At 72.0% G+C, this 25,152-nt stretch carries 27 protein-coding genes; 10 read left to right on the top strand and 17 right to left on the bottom strand.

Translation table 11 applies throughout. The features are described from left to right. Positions 1 to 631: 631 nt before the first annotated feature. A complete protein-coding gene (locus KM933_RS22900) occupies positions 632 to 1,243 on the bottom strand; it encodes a DNA-3-methyladenine glycosylase (protein WP_221355108.1) in 612 nt (203 codons plus the stop codon). A gap of 168 nt (positions 1,244 to 1,411) precedes the next feature. Here KM933_RS22900 and KM933_RS22895 point away from each other — a divergent pair, with 168 nt between their 5' ends. From KM933_RS22895 to KM933_RS22885, 3 genes are all read left to right on the top strand, one after another. Continuing rightward, positions 1,412 to 2,197, top strand: a complete 786-nt coding sequence (locus KM933_RS22895) for a sporulation protein (protein ID WP_221355106.1) — start codon at positions 1,412 to 1,414, stop codon at positions 2,195 to 2,197. Between the two features lie 50 nt (positions 2,198 to 2,247). Further along, positions 2,248 to 2,787, top strand: coding sequence for a YbhB/YbcL family Raf kinase inhibitor-like protein (locus KM933_RS22890; protein ID WP_221355104.1), 540 nt, complete (start codon positions 2,248 to 2,250; stop codon positions 2,785 to 2,787). Positions 2,788 to 2,931: 144 nt separating this feature from the next. Continuing rightward, a complete protein-coding gene (locus tag KM933_RS22885; protein ID WP_149512912.1) occupies positions 2,932 to 3,435 on the top strand; it encodes an HNH endonuclease in 504 nt (167 codons plus the stop codon). A 174-nt stretch (positions 3,436 to 3,609) separates the two neighbouring features. On the opposite strand, the gene KM933_RS22880 is transcribed toward KM933_RS22885, so the two are convergent. The 3 genes from KM933_RS22880 to KM933_RS22870 all read right to left on the bottom strand — a co-directional run bounded on the left by KM933_RS22880 (position 3,610) and on the right by KM933_RS22870 (position 6,014). Continuing rightward, the gene (locus KM933_RS22880; RefSeq protein ID WP_221355102.1) at positions 3,610 to 4,539 is read right to left on the bottom strand and encodes an SPFH domain-containing protein; all 930 of its coding nucleotides are present in this window, start codon (positions 4,537 to 4,539) and stop codon (positions 3,610 to 3,612) included. Between the two features lie 165 nt (positions 4,540 to 4,704). Continuing rightward, entirely contained in the window at positions 4,705 to 5,136 is a 432-nt protein-coding gene (locus tag KM933_RS22875; protein WP_221355100.1) for an NfeD family protein, read from the bottom strand. 86 nt (positions 5,137 to 5,222) lie between these two features. After that, complete coding sequence (locus KM933_RS22870) at positions 5,223 to 6,014, bottom strand: ABC transporter ATP-binding protein (RefSeq protein ID WP_221355099.1); 792 nt, start codon at positions 6,012 to 6,014, stop codon at positions 5,223 to 5,225. Positions 6,015 to 6,135: 121 nt separating this feature from the next. Here KM933_RS22870 and KM933_RS22865 point away from each other — a divergent pair, with 121 nt between their 5' ends. Then, positions 6,136 to 6,924 carry a hypothetical protein gene (locus KM933_RS22865; protein ID WP_221355097.1) on the top strand — a complete coding sequence of 263 codons (789 nt, stop codon included), beginning with the start codon at positions 6,136 to 6,138 and terminating at the stop codon, positions 6,922 to 6,924. A gap of 147 nt (positions 6,925 to 7,071) precedes the next feature. On the opposite strand, the gene KM933_RS22860 is transcribed toward KM933_RS22865, so the two are convergent. The 3 genes from KM933_RS22860 to KM933_RS22850 form a co-directional block, all read right to left on the bottom strand. Beyond that, complete coding sequence (locus tag KM933_RS22860; RefSeq protein ID WP_221355095.1) at positions 7,072 to 7,317, bottom strand: chaplin family protein; 246 nt, start codon at positions 7,315 to 7,317, stop codon at positions 7,072 to 7,074. Positions 7,318 to 7,509: 192 nt separating this feature from the next. Then, complete coding sequence (locus tag KM933_RS22855) at positions 7,510 to 8,154, bottom strand: response regulator (RefSeq protein WP_221355093.1); 645 nt, start codon at positions 8,152 to 8,154, stop codon at positions 7,510 to 7,512. Next, on the bottom strand, positions 8,147 to 9,325 hold the full coding sequence (locus KM933_RS22850) for a GAF domain-containing sensor histidine kinase (protein ID WP_221355091.1): 1,179 nt from the start codon (positions 9,323 to 9,325) through the stop codon (positions 8,147 to 8,149). Before KM933_RS22850 ends, KM933_RS22855 begins: the two co-directional genes overlap by 8 nt. 183 nt (positions 9,326 to 9,508) lie before the next feature. Here KM933_RS22850 and KM933_RS22845 point away from each other — a divergent pair, with 183 nt between their 5' ends. The 3 genes from KM933_RS22845 to KM933_RS22835 all read left to right on the top strand — a co-directional run bounded on the left by KM933_RS22845 (position 9,509) and on the right by KM933_RS22835 (position 12,329). Further along, on the top strand, positions 9,509 to 10,207 hold the full coding sequence (locus tag KM933_RS22845) for an SDR family NAD(P)-dependent oxidoreductase (RefSeq protein WP_221355089.1): 699 nt from the start codon (positions 9,509 to 9,511) through the stop codon (positions 10,205 to 10,207). Then, the gene (locus KM933_RS22840; protein WP_221355087.1) at positions 10,204 to 11,322 is read left to right on the top strand and encodes an S-adenosylmethionine:tRNA ribosyltransferase-isomerase; all 1,119 of its coding nucleotides are present in this window, start codon (positions 10,204 to 10,206) and stop codon (positions 11,320 to 11,322) included. Before KM933_RS22845 ends, KM933_RS22840 begins: the two co-directional genes overlap by 4 nt. Positions 11,323 to 11,615: 293 nt before the next feature. Beyond that, entirely contained in the window at positions 11,616 to 12,329 is a 714-nt protein-coding gene (locus tag KM933_RS22835) for a transglycosylase SLT domain-containing protein (RefSeq protein WP_221355085.1), read from the top strand. Positions 12,330 to 12,427: 98 nt separating this feature from the next. On the opposite strand, the gene KM933_RS22830 is transcribed toward KM933_RS22835, so the two are convergent. Further along, on the bottom strand, positions 12,428 to 14,992 hold the full coding sequence (locus KM933_RS22830; protein WP_221355084.1) for an ABC transporter ATP-binding protein/permease: 2,565 nt from the start codon (positions 14,990 to 14,992) through the stop codon (positions 12,428 to 12,430). A gap of 228 nt (positions 14,993 to 15,220) precedes the next feature. On the opposite strand from KM933_RS22830, the gene KM933_RS22825 reads away from it, so the two are divergent. After that, on the top strand, positions 15,221 to 17,278 hold the full coding sequence (locus KM933_RS22825; protein ID WP_221355082.1) for a streptophobe family protein: 2,058 nt from the start codon (positions 15,221 to 15,223) through the stop codon (positions 17,276 to 17,278). 5 nt (positions 17,279 to 17,283) lie between these two features. Beyond that, a complete protein-coding gene (serB, locus tag KM933_RS22820) occupies positions 17,284 to 18,492 on the top strand; it encodes a phosphoserine phosphatase SerB (protein ID WP_221355080.1) in 1,209 nt (402 codons plus the stop codon). 162 nt (positions 18,493 to 18,654) lie between these two features. Here the strand turns inward: serB and KM933_RS22815 are convergent, their stop codons facing one another. From KM933_RS22815 to KM933_RS22805, 4 genes are all read right to left on the bottom strand, one after another. Further along, positions 18,655 to 19,173, bottom strand: coding sequence for a SixA phosphatase family protein (locus tag KM933_RS22815; protein ID WP_221355078.1), 519 nt, complete (start codon positions 19,171 to 19,173; stop codon positions 18,655 to 18,657). A 115-nt stretch (positions 19,174 to 19,288) separates the two neighbouring features. Then, positions 19,289 to 19,504 (bottom strand): hypothetical protein, encoded by a 216-nt coding sequence (locus KM933_RS22810; RefSeq protein ID WP_221355076.1) that lies wholly within the window; start codon positions 19,502 to 19,504, stop codon positions 19,289 to 19,291. A gap of 197 nt (positions 19,505 to 19,701) precedes the next feature. Continuing rightward, a complete protein-coding gene (locus KM933_RS39570; protein WP_260333998.1) occupies positions 19,702 to 19,818 on the bottom strand; it encodes an SGM_5486 family transporter-associated protein in 117 nt (38 codons plus the stop codon). Positions 19,819 to 19,881: 63 nt separating this feature from the next. Next, positions 19,882 to 21,198, bottom strand: a complete 1,317-nt coding sequence (locus tag KM933_RS22805; protein ID WP_430727356.1) for a CynX/NimT family MFS transporter — start codon at positions 21,196 to 21,198, stop codon at positions 19,882 to 19,884. 76 nt (positions 21,199 to 21,274) lie between these two features. On the opposite strand from KM933_RS22805, the gene KM933_RS22800 reads away from it, so the two are divergent. Further along, entirely contained in the window at positions 21,275 to 21,988 is a 714-nt protein-coding gene (locus tag KM933_RS22800) for a FadR/GntR family transcriptional regulator (protein ID WP_221355074.1), read from the top strand. Here the strand turns inward: KM933_RS22800 and KM933_RS22795 are convergent. From KM933_RS22795 to KM933_RS22775, 5 genes are all read right to left on the bottom strand, one after another. After that, the gene (locus tag KM933_RS22795) at positions 21,972 to 22,313 is read right to left on the bottom strand and encodes a hypothetical protein (protein WP_221355123.1); all 342 of its coding nucleotides are present in this window, start codon (positions 22,311 to 22,313) and stop codon (positions 21,972 to 21,974) included. The two genes, KM933_RS22800 and KM933_RS22795, sit on opposite strands and share 17 nt — an antisense overlap. Before the next feature lie 267 nt (positions 22,314 to 22,580). Then, entirely contained in the window at positions 22,581 to 23,351 is a 771-nt protein-coding gene (fabI, locus tag KM933_RS22790; protein WP_221355073.1) for an enoyl-ACP reductase FabI, read from the bottom strand. A 5-nt stretch (positions 23,352 to 23,356) separates the two neighbouring features. After that, a complete protein-coding gene (gene fabG / locus KM933_RS22785) occupies positions 23,357 to 24,076 on the bottom strand; it encodes a 3-oxoacyl-[acyl-carrier-protein] reductase (protein WP_221355072.1) in 720 nt (239 codons plus the stop codon). Positions 24,077 to 24,313: 237 nt separating this feature from the next. Next, the gene (locus KM933_RS39565) at positions 24,314 to 24,460 is read right to left on the bottom strand and encodes a hypothetical protein (protein WP_260333997.1); all 147 of its coding nucleotides are present in this window, start codon (positions 24,458 to 24,460) and stop codon (positions 24,314 to 24,316) included. Between the two features lie 71 nt (positions 24,461 to 24,531). Continuing rightward, the gene (locus KM933_RS22775; RefSeq protein WP_221355071.1) at positions 24,532 to 25,062 is read right to left on the bottom strand and encodes an ATP-binding protein; all 531 of its coding nucleotides are present in this window, start codon (positions 25,060 to 25,062) and stop codon (positions 24,532 to 24,534) included. Positions 25,063 to 25,152: the final 90 nt, after the last annotated feature.

Below are 25,152 nucleotides of genomic sequence, written 5' to 3'. Positions count from 1 at the left end.
GCGCTTCCCTTCGGTCCTGCTGTCTTGCGTTTCCGACTCTATCAGACCGTTTCCGGTGGTGATTCCCAGTCGGCGGGATTTGCCTTTTGGCCTCGCGGCCTTTCGACATTCACTACGTTAGCCGATCCTCTCGGCAACTCATAATCGAGTTCCGCGAGCTCGAATTCAGACGTGCGGACACGCTGAATAGACCCTCGCTGAGAGGAAGTCGTAGGTAGTGGGTTGGCCGCTTCCGGCTGCTGGCTGAACGCAGTACCCGGGTCAAGCGGCTCGGGCCACGTTACGTACCGTCCGGGGACGAGTCAAGTTCGCCAGGGGCCGGGGGTGCGGGCCCGGTAAGGGCTCATCGTCGGGACGGCGGCGATCCGGAAGGGCTGCAGACGGATGTCCCCCTCGTCGGTCAGCCCGGTGCGCGGACCCTTGCATAGCTGGTCGGAGGGCGTTCACGGTGCCGTGGAGGAGGCTCGGCGGTGAACTCCGGAAGGCGTCCGCGTCCGTACCTCCGTGCCGTCGGGGGGCCGGTCCACGGCGAGGACGGTCGCCGGGCGGCCCGGTCCTTTGGCCGGTTCTCTGTCGTACCGGGCCGAAAGCCGGTGTTTACGAGCCGGCCCGGCCCCGGTCCCGCGGCGGATCAGGCTCCGGCGGACGGCTTGGCTCTCGGGCTCAGGCGGTACGCCGAGACCGTCGGGTCACCGGCGAGGTAGAAGCGGTGCTCCCAGTCGTGGGCCTTGCTCACGCCCACCCGGGGGCCGGCCCGGACCAGTGCGGCGGGTACCGGCTCGCCCTCGGACAGGACGAGCGAGGGGTCCGTCAGCAGGTGTACGCCGTTGTGTTCCGCCGTGATGCCGAGCGCCTGGCAGAAGTTCCCCGGACCCCGCGCGAGACGTGCGGTCTCGACCTTCTCCCCTCTCCTCCCACGCGCCAGCTCCTCCCCTTCGACGACCCTGCCCGCCCGGACGAGGACGGCCGAGGCGGTGCCCTCCGTCCCGGTGACGATGTTGGCGCACCAGTGGAGACCGTGGGACCGGTAGACGTACAGGTGTCCCGCGGGTCCGAACATGACGGCGTTCCGGGGTGTCCTGCCCCGGTAGGCGTGGGAGGCGGGGTCGGCCGAACCGGAGTACGCCTCGGTCTCCGTGATGGTGATGCTCACGGTTCCCTGGGGTGTCTTGTGGGTGAGGACGGCACCGAGCAGTTCGGGGGCGACCTCCTCGGCGGGGCGTGCGAGGTTGCCGACGTTCATGCCGTGCGAGCGTAGTGCACACGTCCGGCTGTGTGCGGGGTGGTCGGGGAGCGTCCGGCTTGTCAGGGTGAGGGCACGGAACCGGAACCGGCCGGATCGCGTTTGTACGGATCAAGGATCCGGTCCGGACGGAACAACAACGGGGCGTTGCCCGAAAGAGGAGAAGACATGGGGTTCAAGCGGCTGCTTGCGAGCCTGGGGGCCGGTGGGGCTTCGGTCGAGACGGAGCTGACCGAGGTCAACGTCGTTCCCGGCGGTGTCGTCCAGGGTGAGGTGCGGATCCAGGGCGGGTCCGTGAGCCAGCGGATCGAGGGACTGTCGGTCGGGCTGCAGGCCAAGGTGGAGGTCGAGGGCCACGACGACCAGGAGTACAAGCAGGACATCGAGTTCACGAAGCTCCAGCTCGGCGGTGCCTTCGAACTGCAGGCGAACGGGGTGCACGCGGTGCCGTTCGGGCTGGAGATCCCGTGGGAGACACCGATCACGAACATCTCCGGTCAGCCGCTGCGCGGCATGAACGTGGGGGTGACCACGGAGCTGGCGATCGCGCGCGCGGTGGACTCCGGTGACCTGGACCCGATCAGCGTGCACCCGCTGCCGGCGCAGCAGGCGCTGCTGGACGCGTTCATCCAGCTGGGCTTCCGCTTCAAGAGCGCGGACCTGGAGCGCGGTCACATCCGGGGGACGCGGCAGAAGCTGCCGTTCTACCAGGAGATCGAGTTCTTCCCGCCGCAGCAGTACCGCGGTCTCCACCAGGTCGAGCTGACCTTCGTCGCGGACGAGCACGAGATGGACGTCGTCCTGGAGATGGACAAGAAGCCGGGTCTGTTCAGCGAGGGCAGCGACTCCTTCCGCTCCTTCCAGGTGGGGCTCAACGACTTCCACGGGACCGACTGGGCCGCGTACCTCAACCAGTGGCTGTCCGAGGTCGGCAGCCGCCGCAACTGGTTCTAGGCTCGGGGCGAGAGTTTCCACCGAGCAGGAACCGATCAGGAGGTGTCGAGGTGACGGAGTCCAAGAGGCCGCCCCTTCCCCATGACTTCCATCCCGCCGTGCCGTCGTTCACCGTCGTGAGCGAGGACGTCGAGGAGGGCGCGACGCTGAAGGACGCTCAGGTCCACGCGGCCGGGAACACGTCGCCGCAGTTGCGGTGGGAGGGTTTCCCGGCGGGGACCAAGAGTTTTGCCGTGACGTGCTTCGACCCGGACGCCCCCACGGGGAGCGGCTTCTGGCACTGGGTCGTGTTCGACATCCCGGCCTCGGTGACGGAGCTGCCGACGGGTGCGGGCACGGGGAAGTTCGAGGGCCTGCCCGAGGGCGCGGTCCAGGCGCGCAACGACTACGGGTCGAAGGACTTCGGGGGCGCCGCGCCTCCCGCGGGCGATCCGGCGCACCGGTACGTGTTCACGGTGTACGCGGTGGACCAGGAGAAGCTCGGTCCGGACTCGGACACCTCGCCGGCGGCCGTGGGCTTCAACCTCCGGTTCCACACGCTCGCGAGGGCTCAGCTCGTCGCCGAGTACGCGGCTCCCGCGGAGAGCTGACCTTTCACTGAACGTTTGCCCGTCTCCGGTCTTGGAATTGACCAGAGGCGGGCAGTTTTATTGCGTTGTCCATCTCGGCGTGCCCGGCCAGAGTTGATCCACGCCCGCCAGGTGGTGGGCCGGTGCGCATGGGAGGTGGGCTGGATGCGTGACACGCTGGTGCTGAATGCGAGCTTCGAGCCGCTGTCGACGGTGACGTTGAACCGAGCCGTCGTTCTGGTGCTGCAGGACAAGGCCGTCGTCGAGCAGGCCCACCCCGAACTCCGTATGCGCGGGGCCGCGCTGGACATACCCGCGCCCCGGGTGATCAGGCTCTGCCGTTATGTACGGGTGCCGTTCCGAAGACGAGCGCCGTGGTCGAGGCGGGGTGTGCTGGTGCGGGACCGGCACCGGTGCGCGTACTGCGGGCGGCGGGCGACGACCGTGGACCATGTGGTGCCTCGGGCGCAGGGCGGTCAGGACTCGTGGCTGAACACGGTGGCCTCGTGTGCGGAGGACAACCACCGGAAGGCCGCGCGGACGCCCGCGCAGGCGGGGATGCCGTTGCTGCGGGAGCCGTTCGAGCCGACGCCGGCCGATGCGATGCTGCTTGCGCTGGGGCGGGACGAGTTCGAGGCGTTGCCGGAGTGGCTTGCCCAGTCCGCGTGAGCGCTCCGCTGGGCTGGGTCTGGCTCGGCGGGGTGCGGTGTCGGGTGCGGGTGCGTCGTGGCCGGTCGCGCAGTTTCCCGCGCCCCTGGAAGACAAAGGACTGCGCCGCTCCCCGCGCCCCTGGAAGAGGGCCGGGGCTCTCCTCTGTGAGGTGAGCCCCGGTCGGGGTGGAGGTCAGTCCACCGAGGGCTTTTCGCGGCGTTCCGTGCCGCCGCCCTGGTTGCCGCCCATCGGGCCGAAGTTGCCCATGGCGCCGCTCAGGCCCTTGAGGGCGTCGCCGATCTCGCTGGGGACGATCCAGAGCTTGTTGGCGTCGCCTTCGGCGATCTTCGGGAGCATCTGGAGGTACTGGTAGGCGAGGAGCTTCTGGTCCGCGTCACCGGCGTGGATGGACTCGAAGACCGTACGGATCGCCTGGGCCTCGCCTTCGGCGCGCAGCGCGGCGGCCCGGGCCTCACCCTCCGCGCGGAGGATGGCGGACTGCTTCTCGCCCTCCGCGGTGAGGATCTGGGACTGCCGGATGCCCTCGGCGGTGAGGATCGCCGCGCGCTTGTCACGGTCGGCGCGCATCTGCTTCTCCATCGAGTCCTGGATGGAGGTGGGCGGTTCGATCGCCTTGAGTTCGACGCGGTTGACGCGGATGCCCCACTTGCCGGTGGCCTCGTCGAGGACTCCGCGCAGTGCGGCGTTGATCTCCTCGCGGGAGGTCAGGGTCCGCTCCAGGTCCATGCCGCCGATGATGTTGCGGAGCGTGGTGACGGTGAGCTGCTCGATCGCCTGGATGTAGCTGGCGACCTCGTAGGTCGCGGCGCGGGCGTCGGTCACCTGGTAGTAGATGACGGTGTCGATGTTCACGACCAGGTTGTCCTGGGTGATCACCGGCTGGGGCGGGAACGGCACGACCTGCTCGCGGAGGTCGATGCGGTTGCGGATCGAGTCGATGAACGGGACGACGATGTTGAGGCCCGCGTTGAGCGTCCGCGTGTAGCGGCCGAACCGCTCGACGATGGCGGCGCTGGCCTGCGGGATGACTTGGATGGTCTTGATCAGCGCGATGAAGACCAACACCACCAGAATGATCAGGACGATGATGATCGGTTCCATCGTGGCTCCCCGTACCCTTCTCCGCCTCGGTGTTTCCGGAAGATCCTGTGCTTGCCGAAGATCGTGCAGTTGTCGAAGATCTTGCTGGACGAGTGTGTCAGACCACAACTCGCCGCGTGGGACGTTCCGTTCACCGGACGCCGTGAGAAGTCACATCGTGAGGAGTCACATGATGATCGCCGTGGCCCCTTCGATGTCCACCACGTCCACCACCTGACCGGCCTCGTAGGTGCGGTCGGTGTCGAGGGAGCGTGCGGACCAGGTCTCGCCGGCGAGCTTGATGCGGCCGCCGGATCCGTCGACCCGCTCCAGGACGACGGCCTGCCTGCCCTTCAGCGCGTCGATGCCGGTGGCCAGTTGGGGTCCCCGGGCGCGGTGCCGGGCCGCGACGGGGCGTACGACCGCGATGAGCGCGACCGAGACGACGGCGAAGACCACGACCTGGAGGACGACACCGCCTCCGACCCCCGCGGTCACGGCGCCCGCGACGGCGCCGGCGGCGAGCATTCCGAACTCCGGCATCGCGGTGACGACCAGCGGGATCCCCAGCCCGGCCGCGCCGATCAGCCACCACACCCATGCGTCGATGTCGTCCACGTGGTCATGGTAGGTCCGCGGGTCCCGTCCCCGACAGGGCGCCGATCCGGTTGGGGCGGGTGTTTCCGGTTGTCAGGGAGGGGATGTCAGGACAGGGGCAGTCCCTGTGCGGTCCAGCGGTCGCCGTTCCGGGAGACGACGAGCGGGAGGCCGAAGCACAGGGAGAGGTTGCGCGAGGTGAGTTCGAGTTCCAGGGGGCCCGCCGCGAGCACCTTGCCCTGGCGGATCATCAGGACGTGGGTGAAGCCCGGGGCGATCTCCTCGACGTGGTGCGTGACCATGATCATGGAGGGGGCGATCGGGTCGCGGGCGAGGCGGCCCAGACGGCGTACGAGGTCCTCGCGGCCGCCGAGGTCGAGGCCGGCGGCGGGTTCGTCGAGGAGCAGCAGCTCGGGGTCGGTCATCAGGGCGCGGGCGATGAGGGTGCGCTTGCGCTCGCCCTCGGAGAGCGTGCCGAACCTGCGGTCCATGAACTCGGTCATGCCGAGACGGTCGAGGAAGGCGCGGGCGCGCTGCTCGTCGACGTCCTCGTAGTCCTCGTGCCAGCCGGCCGTCATGCCGTACGCGGCGGTCAGCACCGTCTGCAGCACGGTCTGGCGCCTGGGGAGCTTCTCGGCCATGGCGATGCCGGCCATGCCGATGCGCGGGCGCAGCTCGAAGACGTCGACCCTGCCGAGGGTCTCGCCGAGGATGGTGGCGGTGCCCTGGCTGGGGAAGAGGTAGCTGGAGGCGAGGTTGAGAAGGGTCGTCTTCCCGGCACCGTTGGGTCCGAGGATGACCCAGCGCTCGCCCTCCTTGACCGACCAGGAGACCTGGTCCACCAGAGCCCGGCCCTCTCGGACCACGGATACGTCCTCAAGCTCCAGAACATCGCTCATGAGCGCGCTGTCTCCCATTGCAGTCTCGGCCGTCGCTGACGTCTGTGGACGCAGCCCCCAGGGAAAACCTACGCCACCGGCCGACCCGCCCCGTCCATCGGCCGGTCCTTAGGGTGGGGGCATGCTTTCGGAACCACGCTCAGGACGACTGGCGGCATGGGGAAACGCCCTGCTGGCCGGTCTTGTTTCGCCGGACGACGCGGTCGTCGCCATGGTCGGTGAGGACGCCGTGCACCGGGTCGGGGGGCTGCCCGGGGAGACGGGGCCCGTCGGGCTCTCGCTCGCCCTGGGGCGGCTGCGCACGCTGGGGGTGACCGGTCTGCGGGTCGCGCTGCCCGCGCCCGGGCATCCGCTCGGGCTGAGCGGGCCGCCGGAGTTCAACGCCCGGGCCCTGGAGGCGGGGGAGGCGGTGGTCTGCCACGGGGCCGCGCTGGGCCTGGTGCCCGAGGTGCACGAGGCCGGTCCCGAGGGCGACGTCCATGCGGAGGTCCTCTGGCACTGTCTGCCCGTGCGCGAGGCGCCGCCCGCCGACGTGCCGTCCCTGGGCGAGGCGGAGCGGGAGCTCGCGGAGGCGCTGCGGGAGGCGACCGACGTGCTGTCGCGGCTCGACGTGGCGGGTTCGGGGCCGGTCGCCGAGGCGGCGGTCGACGCGTACCGGGCGCGGGCGGAGCGGGACGGCGAGGTGCTGGCTCCCGGCTATCCGCCGCGGGCGGTCCGGGTGCTGGCGCTGTCGGGACGGGTCGGGCTGCTCGTCTCCCTGGCGTACGGCACCGGGCACGGCGGGGCCGTGAGCGCGTCGGAGATCGCCGCGCGCGCGGAGGCCCTGCGCCCGGTCGAGCGCACGGCCAGACGGGCGCAGGTGGCCGCGTACAACGCGTTCGTGGAGGAACGGGAGCGGGGGGCGCGCTGAGGCCCGCCGGGGGTGCGGGCGAGGGGGCGCCGGTCCGGTCGCGCCGGCGCCGTCCCCGGCGACCCGGCGCTCCCCCTCGTGATCGCGGATCCGGCCCCCCGGTCACGCCGGGGGGCCGGTGGGCGCTGCCGGGACGCGGGGCGGGTGTCAGGCGTTGAGGCCGGAGTTGGCGAACGCCGGGTTCAGGACGCCGATGACGTTCACCGTGTTGCCGACCACGTTCACGGGCACGTCGACCGGGACCTGGACGACGTTGCCCGAGGCGACGCCCGGCGAGCCCACGGCGTGGCCGCTCGCGTGCGCGCCTTCGGTGGCGCCGGCGAAACCGGCACCGGCGGCGACGAGGCCGCCGGCCATCATCGTGACGGCTGCGGCCTTCTTCAGGTTCTTCACGTTCGAGCCCTCTCCTTGTGGACCACCGCGGCAGAGCGCCGCAGCACGCACTGGAGAACGGCGGGGATCCGCGAAGGTTGCGCCATTCGGGGGACATTTTCACGACGGTATGAATCTCAGTCCGGCGGAGGCGCCCCGCACGGCCGACCGCCGGGCCGTGCGGGGCGGCCGTCCGTTCCGCGGATCAGCAGGTCACCGGTCCGCCACACCGTGGCGTACGGCCCACAGCGCGGCCTGGGTGCGGTCGGCGAGGTCGAGTTTCATCAGAATGTTCGAGACGTGTGTCTTGACGGTCTTCTCGGAGAGGACGAGGGCACGGGCTATCTCGCGGTTGGAGCGGCCGTCGGCGATCAGGCCGAGCACCTCGCGCTCCCGCTCGGTGAGCGAACCGCCCCTGCCCTGCCCGTAGGAGGTCTCCTCCTGGGACAGGAGCGCGCCGGCCACCTCGGGCTGGAGCAGGATGTGCCCCGCGTGGACGGAGCGGATGGCCCCGGCGAGGGCGTCGGGGTCCACGTCCTTGTAGACGTAGCCCGCGGCGCCCGCGCGCAGGGCCGGAACCACCGTGCGCTGCTCGGTGAAGCTGGTGACGACGAGCACGCGCGCGGGGTTGTCGAGTCCGCGGAGCCTGCGCAGGGCCTCCACGCCGTCCATGCCCGGCATCTTGACGTCCATGAGGACGACGTCGGGCCTCAGCTCCTCGGCGCGGGCGACGCCCTCGGCGCCGTCGGACGCCTCCCCCACGACCTCGATGTCGTCCTGCACCTCCAGGAAGGTGCGCAGCCCCCGGCGGACCACCTGGTGGTCGTCCACGAGCAGCACCTTGATTGCGTCAGCCACCAGGGACCTCCATCTCGATCGTGGTGCCCTTCCCGGGCGCCGAGTCCACCGTGAGCGTGCCCCCGACGCCGTTCGCCCGGTCCCGCATGGACACCAGGCCGAGGTGACGGCCCGCGCGGCGGGTCGTCCTGGGCTCGAAGCCGCCGCCGTCGTCGCCGACCCGCAGGACGGCGCCCGGTCCGCGCCGCTCCAGGGTGACGGCGACACGGGCCGCGCCCGAGTGCCGCAGCGCGTTGTGCAGCGCCTCCTGGGCGACGCGCAGCACGGCCTCCTCCTGGGCGGCGGGCAGTGCGCGGACACCGCGGCTCTCGAAGGTCACGCGCGCGGAGTGGGCCCGGTCGAGGACCCGGGTCTGGGTGCGCAGGGTGGCGACCAGGCCGTCCTCGTCGAGGGCGGCGGGGCGCAGTTCGACGACGGCGGCGCGCAGCTCCTCGGTGGCCTCCGCGGCGAGGGCCGTCACCTGCTGGAGTTCGTCCTTGGCGCGGGCCGGGTCGCGGTCCACCAGGGCGGCGGCGGCCTGGGCGGTCAGGCGCAGGGAGAACAGCTTCTGGCTGACGGCGTCGTGCAGTTCGTGGGCGAGGCGGGAGCGCTCCTCGGCGATGGTGAGCTCGCGGCTGCGCTCGTACAGGCGGGCGTTCGTCAGGGCGATCGCGGCGTGCTGGGCGAGGATCCTCAGCAGTTCCTCGTCGTCCTCGGTGAAGCCGCAGTCACCCGCCGGCTCCGCGCACGGCGGGTGCGGGGGGTTCCCCCGCGCGGGACGCACCTTGTTGGCGAGGAACAGCGCCCCGATGACCTCGTCGCCGTCACGGACGGGCAGGCCGAGGAAGTCGGACATGTCGGGGTGGGCGGCGGGCCAGCCCTCGAAGCGCGGGTCCTTACGCACGTCGGCGATCCGCTCCGACCGGGCCTCGTGCAGCATCGCGGCGAGGATGCCGTGCTGGCGCGGGAGCGGGCCGATGGCCTTCCACTGCTCGTCGCTGACGCCGTCGACGACGAACTGGGCGAAGCCTCCGTGGTCGTCGGGGACCCCCAGGGCCGCGTACCGCGCGTCGAGGAGCTCGCGGGCCGAGGCGACGATCGTCTTGAGGACGTCGCGCACCTCCAGGTGCCTGCTCATGGCCAGCAGCGCGGTGCTCACCGCGGACAGGCCCGCCGTGGGTCCTTGACTCATGGCCCCACGGTACCGGCGGGGTGTGACAGCGCGTATCCGACCTGTGGCGGACCGGCCCGGTCCGCCGGTCCTAGGACGAAGGGCCCCGGTGCACCGCGGCTCGCGTACGAGGCGGCGGGGGCCTTCGGGTTCCTACGTTGGGGACGGCCGCCGCGGCGGTGGTCACGGGACGAGGGGACGGTCATGCCGGTAGGGATCATCACGGGGGCTTCGAAGGGGCTGGGGCGGGCGCTCGCCGGGGCGCTGGCGCGGCGCGGCTGGGATCTGGTGCTGGACGCCAGGACGCCGCGGCCGCTGCGGGAGGCCGCGGCCGACCTCGGCGGGTACGGGACACGGGTGCGCGCGCTGCCCGGGGACGTCACGGACGGCGCGCACCGGGCCGCCCTGGTCGCGGCGGCCCGGGAGCTCGGCGGCGTCGATCTCCTGGTGAACAACGCGAGCGCGCTGGGCGCGGAACCGCTCGTACGGCTGGCGGCGCTGGACCTGGACGGGTTCCGGCGCGCGCTGGAGGTCAATGTGGTCGCGGCGCTCGGGCTGGTCCAGGAGGCGCTGCCGCTGCTGCGGGAGTCACCGGCGGGCGCGGTGGTCGACGTCAGTTCGGACGCGGCCGTGGAGGCGTACGGGACGTGGGGCGGTTACGGGGCCTCGAAGGCGGCGCTCGACCATCTCTCGGCGGTGCTCGCGGAGGAGGAACCGGGGCTGCGGGTCTGGGCGGTCGACCCGGGTGACATGGACACCGGCCTGTACGCGGCGGCCGTGCCCGGCGACGACGGCCCGCGGCCCGACCCGGCGAGTGTGGTGCCCGCCTTCCTGCGCCTGCTGGACGAGCGTCCGGCCGGCGGCAGGTACACGGCGCCGGCCCTGCTGGAGGCGGCCCGGTGAACCGCACCGCTACCGTCCGGGCGGGGTGGGAGGTCCCCGCGGAGCTGTCGGCCCGGGTGCCGGCCGAGCAGCGGGGGCCGGGACTCGACCGCGACGCGGTGCGGCTGCTGGTCTCCCGCGGGACGCGGGTGTCGCACCACGCCTTCGGTGATCTGCCGGGCCTCCTGCGGGCCGGGGACCTGCTCGTCGTGAACACGTCCATGACGCTGGCGGCCGCGGTGGACGCGGAGATCGGGCACGCGCGCGTGGTGGTGCACTTCTCCACGCGGGGCGACGACGGGCGCTGGGCCGTGGAGCTGCGGGAGCCCGACGGAAGGGGCACCACGCGCGCGCGTGCGGGCGGGCCCGCGGGGACGGAGGTGCGGCTGCCGGGGGACGTACGCCTCCTCCTGGAGGAGCCCCTGTCCCGGCGCGGTGCGCGGCTGTGGTGGGGGCGGGCCTCGGACCCCGACGTCCTGGGGATGCTGCGCCGGTACGGGAGGCCCGTCCGCTACTCCTACACGAACCGGGACCAGCCGCTGCCGGTGTACCTGACCGTGTTCGCGCTGCCGTCCGCCGACGGGTCGGGGAGCGCGGAGATGCCGAGCGCGGCGCGGCCCTTCACCGCGCGGCTGGTGGCGGAGCTGGTGAGCCGGGGGGTGCAGTTCGCGCCCGTGACGCTGCACACGGGGGTCGCCTCGCCCGAGGCGCACGAGCCGCCGTACCCGGAGCGCTTCGCGGTAACGGAATCCTCGGCGCGGCTGGTCGAGGCGGCGCGGGCCGGTGGCGGCCGGGTGATCGGGGTGGGCACCACGGCCGTGCGCGCCGTGGAGTCGGCGGCCGGTCCCGACGGGGTGGTGCGCGCGGCGGAGGGCTGGACCGGGCTCGTGGTGACGCCCGAGCGCGGGGTGCGGGTCTTCGACGGGCTGCTCACCGGGCTGCACGAGCCGCAGGCGTCGCACCTGCTGATGCTGGAGGCGGTCGCCGGGAGGGCGGCCGTGGAGCGCGGGTACGAGGAGGCGCTGCGGGAGCGCTACCTGTGGCACGAGTTCGGCGACGTGCACCTTCTCCTCCCCGAGGAGGGCGGGCAGCCGGAAACTCCTCACGCAGAGCATTGCTTCAGCAACTGCTGGTGAGATCGGAGCGCGGCCGATGTGAGCCCGCACATAGGGCACACATCACGTACGAACGGACATAGGAGGCAGCGACACTCCTCATGAGCGGGACAGACGTAGCGGTCTGTCCCGTTTTGACCTGTGCGGTCCACTATCCCGGTTCGTACGTCACACCTTTGCCACGGAAAATTGCGGCCGCTAACAATGGCTCTCGTCGCTCGGCGCTTGTGTGTCTACCCACGGCGCTCGCTCCGGAAACACTGTCCCCACCGGACGAGAGCGGCCTCCGCGCTATCCGAAGAGGTCCCTCAGCCATGCCCGAGCAGTACCGCACTCCCGGTCACACTTCCGCGCTGACCAAGACCCACAAGCTCTCGCTCGCCGGTGCCGCCACCCTCGGCGCCGCCGCCCTGGTGTTCTCCCTCGCGCCCGCCGACGCCGACGCCGGCACCGAGTCGCTCTCCGCCCCCGCCGCACCGGCCACCCTGGCCTCGGGCCAGCTGGAGGTCAGGACCGTCGGCCTCAGCAGCCAGCTGGCCGACGCCCAGGCCGCGGCCGCGAAGAAGAAGGCCGCCGACGCGGCCGCCGCGAAGACGGCCGCGGAGGCCGCCGCGGAGAAGAAGGCCGCGGACGCCCGCCGGGCGAAGGAGACCGCGAGCCGGTCCACCGCGCGTGCCGCGGTCAGGCCGGCCGCCGCGAAGACCTACGCGAACAACCTCGACGGCTGGATCCGCCAGTCGCTGGACATCATGGAGAAGCACGGCATACCGGGTACGTACAGCGGTCTGCACCGCAACATCATCCGGGAGTCCTCGGGCAACCCGAACGCGATCAACAACTGGGACATCAACGCCGTCAACGGCGTGCCCTCGATCGGCCTGCTGCAGGTCATCAAGCCCACCTTCGACGCCTACCACGTCGCCGGCACGGTCAAGAGCCAGTACAACCCGGTCGCCAACATCACCGCCGCCGCCAACTACGCGGCCCACCGGTACGGCTCGATCGACAACGTCGACAGCGCGTACTGAGGTCTGCGCGGACCTCTGCCCCGTACGCCGGAAGGGCGGCACCCCTGAGAGGGGTGCCGCCCTTCGCGTACTTCTCCGCAGGCGCGGAGCAGGCGGGGCTACTTGCGCATGACCTCCGGCTCGTGGCGGCGCAGGAAGCGGGCCACGAAGAAGGCGCAGACCGCGGCGAGGGCGAACAGGACGGTCATGTCCAGGGCCCAGGTCAGCGCCCCGTGGTCCCAGAGCGGATCGCTGTCCGTCGAGTTGTGCGGGTTGATCCTGTTGAAGTCGAGCGTGGAGCCGGCGGCACCGACCGCCCAGCGCGACGGCATCAGGTACGAGAACTCGTTGACGCCCGGGGAGCCGTTCAGCGGGAACAGGCACCCCGTGAACACGACCTGGATGATCGCGAACATGACCAGCAGGGGCATGGTCTTCTCGGCGGTCTTCACCAGCGAGGAGATGACCAGGCCGAACATCATCGAGGTGAAGCCGAGCGCCATGATCGGCAGCGACAGTTCGAGCGCGACCGAGCCCCCGAGGATCAGGCCCTCGTCGGGGATCGTCCGGCTCATGAAGCCGATCGCGCCGACCAGCGCGCCCTGGGCCATGGTGATGACACCCAGGACGATCACCTTGGACATCAGGTACGCGGAGCGCGACAGGCCGGTCGCGCGCTCGCGCTCGTAGATGACCCGTTCCTTGATCAGCTCACGGACCGAGTTCGCGGCGCCCGCGAAACAGGCGCCCACCGCGAGGATCAGCAGCACGGTCGCGGCCGTGCCGTTCGGGACGGGCAGGCCGTTCGGCTGGAGTTTCTCGTTGACCAGCAGCGTCCGGTCCGGCTCGATGAGCAGGCTGACCGCGCCGAGGACCGCCGGCAGGATCACCGTCAGGGCGAGGAAGCCCTTGTCGGACACGATGACCGACACGTACCGCCGCACCAGGGTGCTCAGCTGCGAGAGCCAGCCCTGGGGCTTCGGCGGGCGCATGGACTGCGGCGGCGGCATGTGCACGGACTGCGGGGCGACCGCGTCGATGTCCGCGGCGTACATCTGGTAGTGCTGCGAGCCCTTCCAGCGGCCCGCCCAGTCGTAGTCGCGGTAGTTCTCGAAGGCGGAGAAGACATCGGCCCAGGTGTCGTAGCCGAAGAAGTTCAGTGCCTCCTCGGGCGGACCGAAGTACGCCACGGAGCCGCCGGGCGCCATGACCAGGAGCTTGTCGCAGATGGCGAGTTCGGCCACGGAGTGCGTGACGACGAGGACGGTGCGGCCGTCGTCGGCGAGGCCGCGCAGCAGCTGCATGACGTCGCGGTCCATGCCCGGGTCGAGGCCGGAGGTCGGCTCGTCCAGGAAGATCAGCGACGGCTTGGTGAGCAGTTCCAGGGCCACCGAGACGCGCTTGCGCTGGCCGCCGGAGAGGGAGGTGACCTTCTTGTCCTTGTGGACGTCGAGCTTGAGCTCGCGCAGCACCTCGTCGATCCGGGCCGAGCGCTCGGCCTCCGTGGTGTCCGCGGGGAAGCGCAGCTTGGCCGCGTACTTGAGGGCCTTCTTGACGCTCAGTTCCTTGTGCAGGATGTCGTCCTGCGGGACCAGGCCGATGCGCTGGCGCAGCTCGGCGAACTGCTTGTAGAGGTTGCGGTTGTCGTAGAGGACGTCGCCCTGGTTGGCGGGGCGGTAGCCCGTGAGCGCCTTCAGGAGCGTCGACTTCCCCGAGCCGGAGGGGCCGATGACCGCGATGAGCGACTTCTCCGGTACGCCGAAGGAGACGTCCTTGAGGATCTGCTTGCCGCCGTCGACCGTGACGGTCAGGTGGCGGGCCGAGAAGGAGATGTCACCGGTGTCGACGAACTCCTCGAGGCGGTCGCCGACCAGGCGGAACGTCGAGTGGCCGACGCCGACGATGTCGTTCGGGCCGAGCAGCGCGGAGCCGCCCTTGGCGATCGGCATGCCGTTGACGTAGGTGCCGTTGTGCGAGCCCAGGTCGCGGATCTCCGCCCGGCCGTCGGGCGTCGCGTGGAACTCGGCGTGGTGGCGCGAGACCTGCAGGTCGGACACGACCAGCTCGTTCTCCAGCGCACGGCCGATGCGCATGACCCGGCCGAGGGACATCTGGTGGAACGTGGTCGGGCTGCGGTCGCCGTAGACCGGCGGCGCCCCCGCGCCCCCACCGGGTCCCTGCTGCCGCGGGATGTGCCCGCCCTGCTGCGGCTGCGGCCGGCCCTGCTGGGGTGCCTGCTGCTGCGGGGCCTGCTGCGGCGCGGCCTGCTGGGCCCAGCCGGCGGCGGGCGCGCCCTGGGCGGCGTACGGCTGCTGCTGGGGCTGCGCCTGCTGCGGAGCGGCGGCCTGCTGCGGTACGGCTGCCTGCTGAGGTGCGGACGCGGCGCCCGTCAGGCTCAGGCGCGGCCCGTCGGTCGCGTTGCCGAGGTGCACGGCCGAGCCGGGGCCGATCTCCATGTGGTGGATCCGCTGCCCCTGCGCGAAGGTGCCGTTGGTGCTGCCGTGGTCCTCTATGACCCAGCCGCGGCCGCCCCAGCTGATCGTGGCGTGACGCCAGGACACCCTGGCGTCGTCGAGCACGACGTCCCCCTGCGGATCACGTCCGAGGGTGTATGACCTGGACGCGTCGAGCGTCCAGGTCTGTCCGTTCAGTTCCAGTACGAGTTCCGGCACTCCATGCCCCACTTGTTGTCCCCCGATGTATCCCCAGCACAGGGAGTCTAGGGATGTCGAACATCGTGAGGAACTATTTCAGTAGGAGCCCCTTGACCGAAAGTCGGGCCTCGCGAAGACGGTGTACGGGCGTCTTGTCCGTTTCCGTTGACGGGGTTGAAACCGGCCCGGAGAGTGGTAATCCCCCGCGAGGGGGACACGGCGGCGGAAGTACCGCGATGCGGAGTCGGGGGGCTGACGATGAGCGACGGGTCCGCGGGGTACGGCAGGCGCGTACCGGTGGGTGAGGTGCTGCTGTCCTCGATCGCCGCCGTGAGCTGGGCGTTGATCGGGATGGCGGGCGTGGCGGCGCTGGGGCTGCACCTGCTGGACGCGGACGCGACGGCCTCGCTCGGGCCGATGACCGCGGCGGTCGTGGCGCTCGGGGCGGGCGGTTCGGTCACGCCCTCGGGCGACATGTCGGCGTTCGGCCTGGAGGGCGCGCGGGCCGACACCGCCCTCCAGATCACGCCACTCGGGGTGGGTCTGGTGGGCGCCCTGCTGCTGTCCTGGTTCTTCCTGCGCTCCCTGCGCGGGGCGGGCGCGGTGATCACGCCCGCCGAACTGGCGGCCCGCGCGGGTACGGTGGCCGCCCTCTTCGTGGCGATGCTCGGCGGTCTGGCCTGGGCCGGACACGACGTCGTCACGATCGACGGCGGTTCGCTGGGACTCGACGAGCTGCCGGGCGGCGGGGGGACGGACGGCGGGGGGACGGACGGCGTGGAGGTGCCGGGGCTCGGTGACCTCGGCGATCTCGGCGACCTCGGTGACATCGGCGGCGGCGTGCTGCCGGACCGGCTCGGGGACCTCGCGGACGCGAACGCCGAGGTGGGGTTCACCGTCGACGCCGTGCCGACGCTCCTCGGGGGCCTCGGCTGGGTGCTCGGCGTCCTGCTGATCGCGCTGCTGGCCTCGCGCCGCACCCCGCTGCCGAGCGGCTGGACGGCCGTGCACCGCCTGGTGCGGCCCGCGGTGTCCGCGCTGGTCACGGTGTTACTGGTGGCGGTCCTCGCGGGGTTCGCGGCGGCGGCGTACGCGGCCGTCGGCGACGACCACCCGCGGCGGATCGCCGGCGCCGCCCTGCTCGGGGCGCCCAACGGGGTGTGGCTCGGCATCCCGGTCGGGCTCCTCGTGCCGTGGGACGGGAAGGCCACGGGTCCGTTCCTGCAGTTCCTGCCGGACCCGATGGACGACCTCCTGAAGTTCTCCGACCGGCCCGTCACGCTGGGCCGGCTGGCCGAACTGGACAGCAGGGTCTGGCTGCTGGGCGTCGCGGCGGCGCTGATGATGCTGTTCGCGGGCGTCCTGAACGCGGTGCGCACCCCGCTGGTACGGGGCCGGGGCGCACGGGACCTGGGCCTCCTCGGGTTCGCCGGCCGTTGCGCGCTGCGGCTGGCGGTCGTGACCGCGCTGGCGCTGCCGTTGCTCGCGGCGCTGACGGAGGTGTCCGTGGACGCCTCGCTGTCCGTGCTCGGCATCGACGCGTTCGACTCCGGGATCGAGTTGCGCGGGCGGTTCGGCATGGCGCTGCTGCTCGGTGCGGTGTGGGGCGCGGGTGCGGGGGCGGCGGGCGCGCTGCTGGCGTCCGCCACGGGTGCCGCCGGGCGGCAGGCTGTGCCGCTGGCACTCGGTGACGCGGGCGCCTGGGAGGCGGCCTCCGGACATGCGGACGCCGCCGCTCCGCACCACCCGTACCACCCGCACCACGCGGAGACCGCCGGGGAGGCCGGGCCCTACCGGCCCGGAACACCGTTCCGGCCGGCGAACCCGGAGACGAACCCGTATCTACGGCTGCCGGAGGAGCTGCGGGGGTCCGGAACGGGGCGGGGGCCGGAGGGCCGGGCTCCCGACGACATCTACGGGGCGCGGACGGTGATCGGGCCCGTCACGCCCCCGGCCCGTCCGGAACCCCCGGCCCGTCCGGAACCCCCGGCCCGTCCGGAGCCCCCGGCCCGTCCGGGTCCTCCCGGACGGGGACCCCGGCGCCGGTCCTCGCAGGACGGGCCGCCGCCCCCGCCGGACGACCTCCCGCCCCCGCCGCCCCGCGANGCGCCGGTCCTCGCAGGACGGGCCGCCGCCCCCGCCGGACGACCTCCCGCCCCCGCCGCCCCGCGAACCGGGCGGGCGGCGCTGACCGTGCGGGGAGGGCGCGGCGGACACCGCCCGGGAAGGCGGGGGACATCCGGGCGACATGTACTGTTCCCCGTCCGTCAGGCGGACCTCGGAGGCGTACGGCACGGGGTGCCGGATACGGTGTAGGCACCATGAGCCCCGCATCGCAGACCTCCGATGTCCCCACCCTCCTCGTCAAGATCTTCGGCAAGGACCGTCCCGGCATCACCGCCGGGCTCTTCGACACCCTTGCCGCCTACTCGGTCGACGTGGTCGACATCGAGCAGGTCGTCACCCGTGGCCGGATCGTGCTGTGCGCGCTGGTGAGCCATCCGCCGGCCGGTCTGGAGGGCGATCTGCGCGCCACGGTGCACAGCTGGGCGGACTCGATGAGGCTGCAGGCCGAGATCATCTCCGGGCACGGCGACAACCGGCCGCGCGGACACGGCAGGTCGCTGGTGACCGTCCTCGGGCATCCGCTCACCGCGGAGTCGACGGCCGCCATCGCCGCCCGCATCACCGGGACCGGCGGCAACATCGACCGTATCTTCCGGCTGGCCAAGTACCCCGTGACGGCGGTCGAGTTCGCCGTGTCCGGCACGGAGCCGGAAGGGCTGCGGACCGCGCTGGTGACCGAGGCCGCGGCGCTCGGCGTGGACATCGCGGTGGTCGCGGCGGGGCTGCACCGGCGCGCCCAGCGCCTGGTCGTCATGGATGTGGACTCCACCCTCATCCAGGACGAGGTCATCGAGCTCTTCGCGGCGCACGCCGGCTGCGAGGCCGAGGTCGCCGAGGTGACGGCGGCCGCGATGCGCGGGGAGCTGGACTTCGAGCAGTCGCTGCACGCGCGCGTGAAACTGCTCGCGGGGCTCGACGCCTCCGTTGTGGACAAGGTGCGCAGTGAGGTGCGGCTGACCCCCGGGGCCCGCACGCTCATCCGCACGCTGAAGCGGCTCGGCTTCCAGGTGGGTGTCGTCTCCGGCGGGTTCACCCAGGTGACGGACGACCTGAAGGAACGGCTCGGGCTCGACTTCGCCCAGGCCAACACGCTGGAGATCACCGACGGGAAGCTGACGGGCAAGGTCGTCGGCGAGATCGTGGACCGTGCGGGCAAGGCGCGGCTGCTGCGCCGGTTCGCCGCGGAGGCGGGCGTACCGCTCTCCCAGACGGTGGCGGTCGGCGACGGCGCCAATGACCTGGACATGCTCAACGCGGCCGGTCTCGGGGTCGCCTTCAACGCCAAGCCGGTGGTGCGCGAGGCCGCGCACACCGCGGTGAACTTCCCCTTCCTGGACACGGTCCTCTACCTGCTGGGCGTGACGCGCGAAGAGGTCGAGGCGGCGGACATGCACGTGGACTGAGCGGCTCCGACCATGTCGGCCGGGCGTCCCCGGCCACGTGGACCGGGCGTCCCCGACGCGGACGGGCCCGGCACCGCCACGGTGCCGGGCCCGTCCGCGCTCACGCCGGCTCACGCGAACCGGCACTCACGGCGGGTCACGTGGACGCGCGCCGGTGGCGGGTCACTCGGAGGGGCCCCAGAAGTCGAGCAGGGTGGCCGCGCCGGGCTCCAGGCTCTTCCACGGGCCGGGGAAGGAGAGCACGGCGAAGGCGGCGGTGGGGAACTCGCGGCGGCTCATCCGCTCCCGCGCGTCCCCCTCGAACCGGCCGGCCAGGATGTCGGCGAGGCCGTGCACCCCGGGGTTGTGGCCGATCAGGAGGGCGGTCCGCACGTCGTCCGGGGTTTCGTTGAGCACGGCGATCAGCTCGCCCGGGGACGCCTCGTAGAGCCGCTCCTCGTAGACCGTCTTCGGCCGGTGCGGGAACTCCTGGACCGCGAGCTTCCAGGTCTCGCGGGTCCGGGTCGCGGTGGAGCAGAGGGCCAGGTCGAAGGGGATGCCGCTGTCGGCCAGCTTGCGTCCGGCGACGGCGGCGTCCTTGCGGCCCCGCTCGGCGAGCGGACGCTCGTGGTCGGCCACGTCCGGCCAGTCGGCCTTCGCGTGCCGGAAAAGGACAATCCTGCGGGGTTCTGCGACGCTCATGCGTCCCAGCTTCGCACGAAACACTCCATGGGGCGCAGGGAGTTGGTGCGCTGCCCCGCCGGAGGGCGGGAAGCGCCGCCGGAGGGCGGGAGGACCTACCGGAGGGCCGGGGGGATCAGGAGCCCTGGTGCAGCACCAGCTGCTGGATCCGCGTGAAGAGGTCGCCGACCGCCGGGTCCGCGCCCGCCGCGTGGGCGTCCGCGGGGTTCAGTATCAGCAGCAGGAGCGCGGCGAAGGCGAGCGCCGGGAGGAGCAGCGCCCACCAGGGCAGCCGGGTTTCGACGCCGCGCCCGGTCGCCGGGTGGGACGGGGTGTGCGTAGGGGCCGACATGCCGCCTCCGTGGGGCTTCGAGTGCTCCGTGGTCCGCGTCCTCGCGGTCACTTCTCGAAGGTACGGACCCGGGGCCCCGCGGCCCATCCGGTGATCCACCCACTTGACCCTGACACTCACCCCCTAGGGGATGGTGGGGACAACCCCACCCCGCGGCACGCGACGCACGGCGGCCGCTTCCCGCCGGGGGAAGGTGTTCAGGGGGCGGCGATCGACGCGATGACGCCGATGACCACGAAGATGAGGAAGAACGCGCCGAAGACGAGCAGCATCTTCTTCTGGCCGTTCTTGGGGTTCGGTTCGAGCACGGGCATGAGGCAAGTCTCGCACTCCTCGCCCCGTTCCCCGGCGGTGGGGTCGGCGGGCCCCCGGCGCGGTCACCGGCCGGCCTCGTCCTCGACGGTGCGGTCGCGGCCCGCCAGGACGCCCATCACGATCTGCGGGACCATCAGGCCCGCCATGAGCGCGATCGGCAGTCCCCAGCCGCCGCTGTGCTGGTAGAGGACGCCCACCAGCAGCGGGCCGGGGATCGAGATGAGGTAGCCGGTGCTCTGCGCGAAGGCCGAGAGCTGCGCGACCCCCGCGCCGGTCCTGGCCCGCATGCCGACCATCGTGAGGGCCAGCGGGAACGCGCAGTTGGAGACACCGAGCAGCAGGGCCCAGGCCCAGGCGCCACCCGCGGGGGCGAGGTAGAGCCCCGCGTAGCCGGTGAACCCGCAGAGGCCGAGGGCGATCACGATCGGCCCCTGGCGGGGCAGGCGCGTGGCCAGCCGGGGTATGACGAAGGCCAGGGGCACGCCCATCACCATCGTGACGGCGAGCAGCAGTCCGGCGGTGCCGGCCGACACGCCCGCGTCCCGGAAGATCTGCGCCATCCAGCCCATGGTGATGTACGCGGCGGTGGCCTGCAGCCCGAAGAAGACGGCGAGCGCCCAGGCGGTACGGCTGCGGGTGATCCGCAGCGGGGCGGTCTCCCGGGCCTCTTCGGACGCCGGGCCGGGTCCGGCGGCGGGCCCGGCAGCGGGCTCGGCGGAGAGCGGGGTGCCCTTGGCCCGCACGAGGGGGAGCCACGGCAGCACGGCGAGGGCCGCGAGCCCCGCCCAGACGGCGAGGCCCGGCTGCCAGCCACCGCCCAGGGCGCGGGTCACGGGCACGGTGGCGGCGGCCGCGGAAGCGGTGCCGAGTGCGAGGGCCATGGAGTACAGGCCGGTCATGGAGCCGACCCGGTCCGGGAACCAGCGCTTGACGATCACCGGCATGAGGACGTTGCTGACCGCGATGCCCATGAGCGCGAGGGCGCTGGCGGCCAGGAAGCCCACCGTGTTCCCGGCGAAGGGCCGGATCACCAGGCCGGTGCCGATCGCCAGCATGCCGGCGCAGACCACGGCGGCGAGTCCGAAGCGGCGGGCGAGGCGGGGCGCCATCACACCGAAGACGGCGAAGCAGAGCGACGGTACCGAGGTGAGGAGTCCGGCGACGCTGCCGCTCATGCCGAGCCCGTCGCGCACCTCCTCGAGGAGGGCGCCGAGGCTGGTGATGGCGGGCCGCAGGTTGAGGGCGGTCAGGACGATGCCCGCGATCACCAGGCGCGTCGCCCACGCGCGCGCCCCGGGCGGGCGGACGTCCGCGTCCTGCGCGGAACTGCGTCTGCGGATCGGTGGGGACATGATCGTCCGGGTTTCCTCGCCAGTCATGAACCCCATCATAGAATCATGGGATGATTGGTTGTCCAACCTTCCGGTACTAAGCCCTCTGGCACGAAGGACCGTCATGCCGCTGAGCCACCCCCGCCGTTCGGCACTGTCCGAGCAGGTCATCGCCGCGTTGCGGAACGAGATCACCTCGGGCGAATGGCCGGTGGGCTCCCGCATCCCCACCGAGCCGGAACTGGTCGAGCAGCTCGGTGTCGCCCGCAACACGGTCCGGGAGGCCGTCCGCGCGCTCGCGCACAACGGCCTGCTGGACATCCGGCAGGGCTCGGGCACCTATGTCGTGGCGACCAGTGAGCTGGCCGGTGTGATGCACCGCCGGTTCGCGGACGCGGACCCGCGGCACATCGCCGAGCTGCGTTCCACGCTGGAGTCGAGCGCGGCCCGGCTGGCCGCCGGGCGCCGCACCGAGCGCGATCTGAAGCACCTGGACGCTCTTCTCGTACGCCGGGAGGAGGCGTGGGCGTCGGGTGACGCGGAGGCGTTCGTGGCCGCCGACACGACCTTCCACCTCGCCGTGGTCGCCGCGTCCCACAACGACGTCATGACCGCGATGTACGCGGACCTGGGCGAGGTCGTGCGCGACTGGCTGCGCGGGGACATCGGCGGGGAGCTGACGCCCGGTACGTACATGGACCACTCGCGCCTGGTGGACGCGATCCGTGCGGGCGACGCGTCGACGGCCGCCTCGGAGGCGGCCGGCTATCCGTTCCCGTGCCGCCCGGGAAGCCCCGGGAACCCCGAGACCCCGGAGGACGTCACCTCCGGTGACTGACCCACGCCGAGCGGACCTCCTTCCAGCAGCGGCCGGTCAGCCGGACGTGCTGCGCGGGGCCCGCCTCGACCCGCGCCCCGTCGGCGTCGAGGTCCCACCAGCGCTCGCACTCGACGTGCAGGCCGACACGGTCGGGTTCGGGGTACGGGTTGCGGCAGTCCGCCGTCACGCGCGAACCGTCGACGACGGTCCGGCACACCGCCCCGAAGGGCCGTTCCTCGCCGGGTGCGGATACGGGCGTGCGCGCCCGGGGGACGACGGTTCCCGCGGGGTGCGGGGCGGCGTCGCAGGGCGCCGCGAGCACGAGGGTCAGCGCGGCGAACAGGGCGACGGGGAGCGCCGTGAAGCCGGTCCTGGGGAGCCGACGGCTGCATCGGGCCTGGGAGGGGCGCACAAAGAAACCTCCTCGGCTGGGCTTTGGAGGCGTCTCGGAGGAGAACTCCTCCTCCAGGGTGAGCCGTTCCCCCCTTCGGCCGCCCGGCCGGCGGGGCCGAACGGGTGACGCCCCGCCCTCCGCGGCTGCGGGGGACGGGGCGCCGACACCGTACGCACACGGATGCGCAAACCCTTGCGCATCCGTGTGCGCGAACGCTTACGCGCCGATCGCGTGCAGACCGCCGTCGACGTGGATGATCTCGCCGGTGGTCTTCGGGAACCAGTCGCTGAGCAGGGCGACGACACCGCGGCCGGCCGGCTCGGGGTCCTTCAGGTCCCACTCCAGGGGCGAGCGGTCGTCCCAGACGGCGGCCAGCTCGCTGAAGCCCGGGATGGACTTGGCGGCCATCGAACCGATCGGACCGGCCGCGATGAGGTTGGAGCGCACGTTCTGCTTGCCCAGGTCGCGGGCCAGGTAGCGGTTGGTGGCCTCCAGGGCGGCCTTGGCCGGGCCCATCCAGTCGTACTGCGGCCAGGCGTACTGGGCGTCGAAGGTGAGGCCGACGACCGAGCCGCCGCCGTTCTGCATCAGCGGCAGGCAGGCCATGGTCAGCGACTTCAGCGAGAAGGCGGAGACGTGCATGGCCGTGGCGACCGACTCGAACGGCGTGTTCAGGAAGTTGCCGCCCAGGGCGTCCTGCGGGGCGAAGCCGATGGAGTGCACGACGCCGTCGAGGCTGCCCAGCTCCGCGCCCACGACCTCGGCGAGCCGCCCGAGGTGCTCGTCGTTCGTGACGTCGAGCTCGATGACCTTGGTGGGCTTGGGGAGCTTCTTGGCGATGCGCTCGGTCAGCGTGGGCCGCGGGAACGCGGTCAGGATGATCTCCGCGCCCTGCTCCTGGGCCAGCTTCGCGGTGTGGAAGGCGATGGACGACTCCATCAGCACACCGGTGATCAGGACGCGCTTGCCCTCGAGAATTCCGCTCATGGTGATCAGTGACCCATTCCCAGTCCGCCGTCTACGGGGATGACGGCTCCAGTGATGTACGAGGCCTCTTCCGAGGCGAGGAACCGCACCGTCGCGGCGATCTCCTCGGGCTGCGCGTACCGGCCGAGCGGCACCTGCTTCACGATGGCCTCGCGCTGCTCGTCGGTGAGCGCCTTGGTCATGTCGGTGTCGACGAAACCGGGCGCGACGACGTTGAAGGTGATGTTGCGCGAGCCCAGCTCACGGGCGAGCGAGCGCGCGAACCCGACCAGACCGGCCTTGGAGGCGGCGTAGTTCGCCTGCCCCGCCGAGCCGAGGAGGCCGACGACCGAGGAGAGCAGGACGACGCGGCCCTTCTTGGCGCGCAGCATGCCGCGGTTGGCGCGCTTCACGACCCGGAAGGTGCCCGTCAGGTTGGTGTCCAGGACGGACGTGAAGTCCTCCTCGGACATCCGCATGAGCAGCTGGTCCTTGGTGATCCCGGCGTTGGCCACGAGCACCTCGACCGTGCCGTGCTCGGCCTCGATCTCCTTGTAGGCCTGCTCCACCTGCTCGCTGTCGGTGATGTCGCACTTGACCGCGAGACAGCCCAGTTCGGTGAGGGCGGCCGGGGGCTCGCCCGAACGGTATGTGATCGCGACCTTGTCGCCCGCGTCGGCGAAAGCGCGGGCGATGGCGAGGCCGATGCCCCGGTTTCCTCCGGTGACGAGAACCGAGCGGCTCAACGGATCACCCTTTCGATAGCCGGTCTGGTACCTCGAAAACCTATCGGTACCGTCGGCCCTGCGGAGAATCGGGCACCGACAGTGGCTCACCGTGCCCGCTGTCGGGACCCTACAGTCGGCGCGGTCGCCGCGCCGTCCCGTCACTCCACCATGCCGGCCGCGGGCAGAGCTTTGCTCTCACCGCGATCCTCCGGGCCGCGCGATCAGCGTTCTGCGGGGTGCCGGGCACGGGGCTCGTCAGGCACCGCCCCCACAGGGGCGGTACAGCCGCCCCCGGTGCCCCTCCTTGCGCAGCTTCCAGCCCTGGACGACCAGTCGGTCGAGGACCGCGCGGACCTCCTTCTCCGGATGATCCACCGCAGACAACTCGCGACGCACGACCATGCCCCTGGGGGTACGACAATCACCGAAATCGCACGCCGAACGGGACCGGGCCAGTTCGGCGGGCCGACACCTCAGGCGGGGCGCCCCGCCGGAACCCGGCACCGGATCTGCTTCCCGACCGGCGACCGGCACACGTGCCAACCCGGTGCGAGCAGGTCCAGCAGCCCCAGTCCGCGCCCCGACTCCGCCTCGGGGTCGCACAGTTCGACGCCACGCGATCTCGGCAGCACGCACGGGTCCGGGTCGTGGACGTTGACCGCGATCCCGAACACGGCCACATACGCCTCCACGACCAGCGGTACGTGCTCCCCGCAGGCCCGCACCGAATTGCCGACCAGCTCCGACACGACCAGCTGTGCCGCCTCGGCCGCCTCCGCGTCCGCGCCGTGGTCCGCCAGCACCCGGACGATCAGCCCCCGAAGGAGGCGGAAGCCTCCGGCGGACGCGGTGAGGTGCGCGACGAAACCCTGGTTCCGGCGGCGGAGATAGAGACCCGGGACGGGTGGAGGGAGGGGGTGGAGGTCCCGCCGGGGGCCGACGTCACCAACGGGGTCGCGATGGTCGGCGACGACGGGAAGGGGGATTGCGGTGGGGTCGGGCATGAGGCCTCCGGCCTGGAGATGCGCATGGGTGCCAAACGGCACAAGTCGCGCTGCACACCCGCCTGCTCGGCTTCGCAGCACCCTTCGATA

Origin of the sequence: Streptomyces beigongshangae (assembly GCF_019710745.1) — a bacterium.
Classification (GTDB): Bacteria; Actinomycetota; Actinomycetes; order Streptomycetales; family Streptomycetaceae; genus Streptomyces; species Streptomyces beigongshangae.
This window is presented reverse-complemented; position numbering and strand designations above follow the sequence as displayed.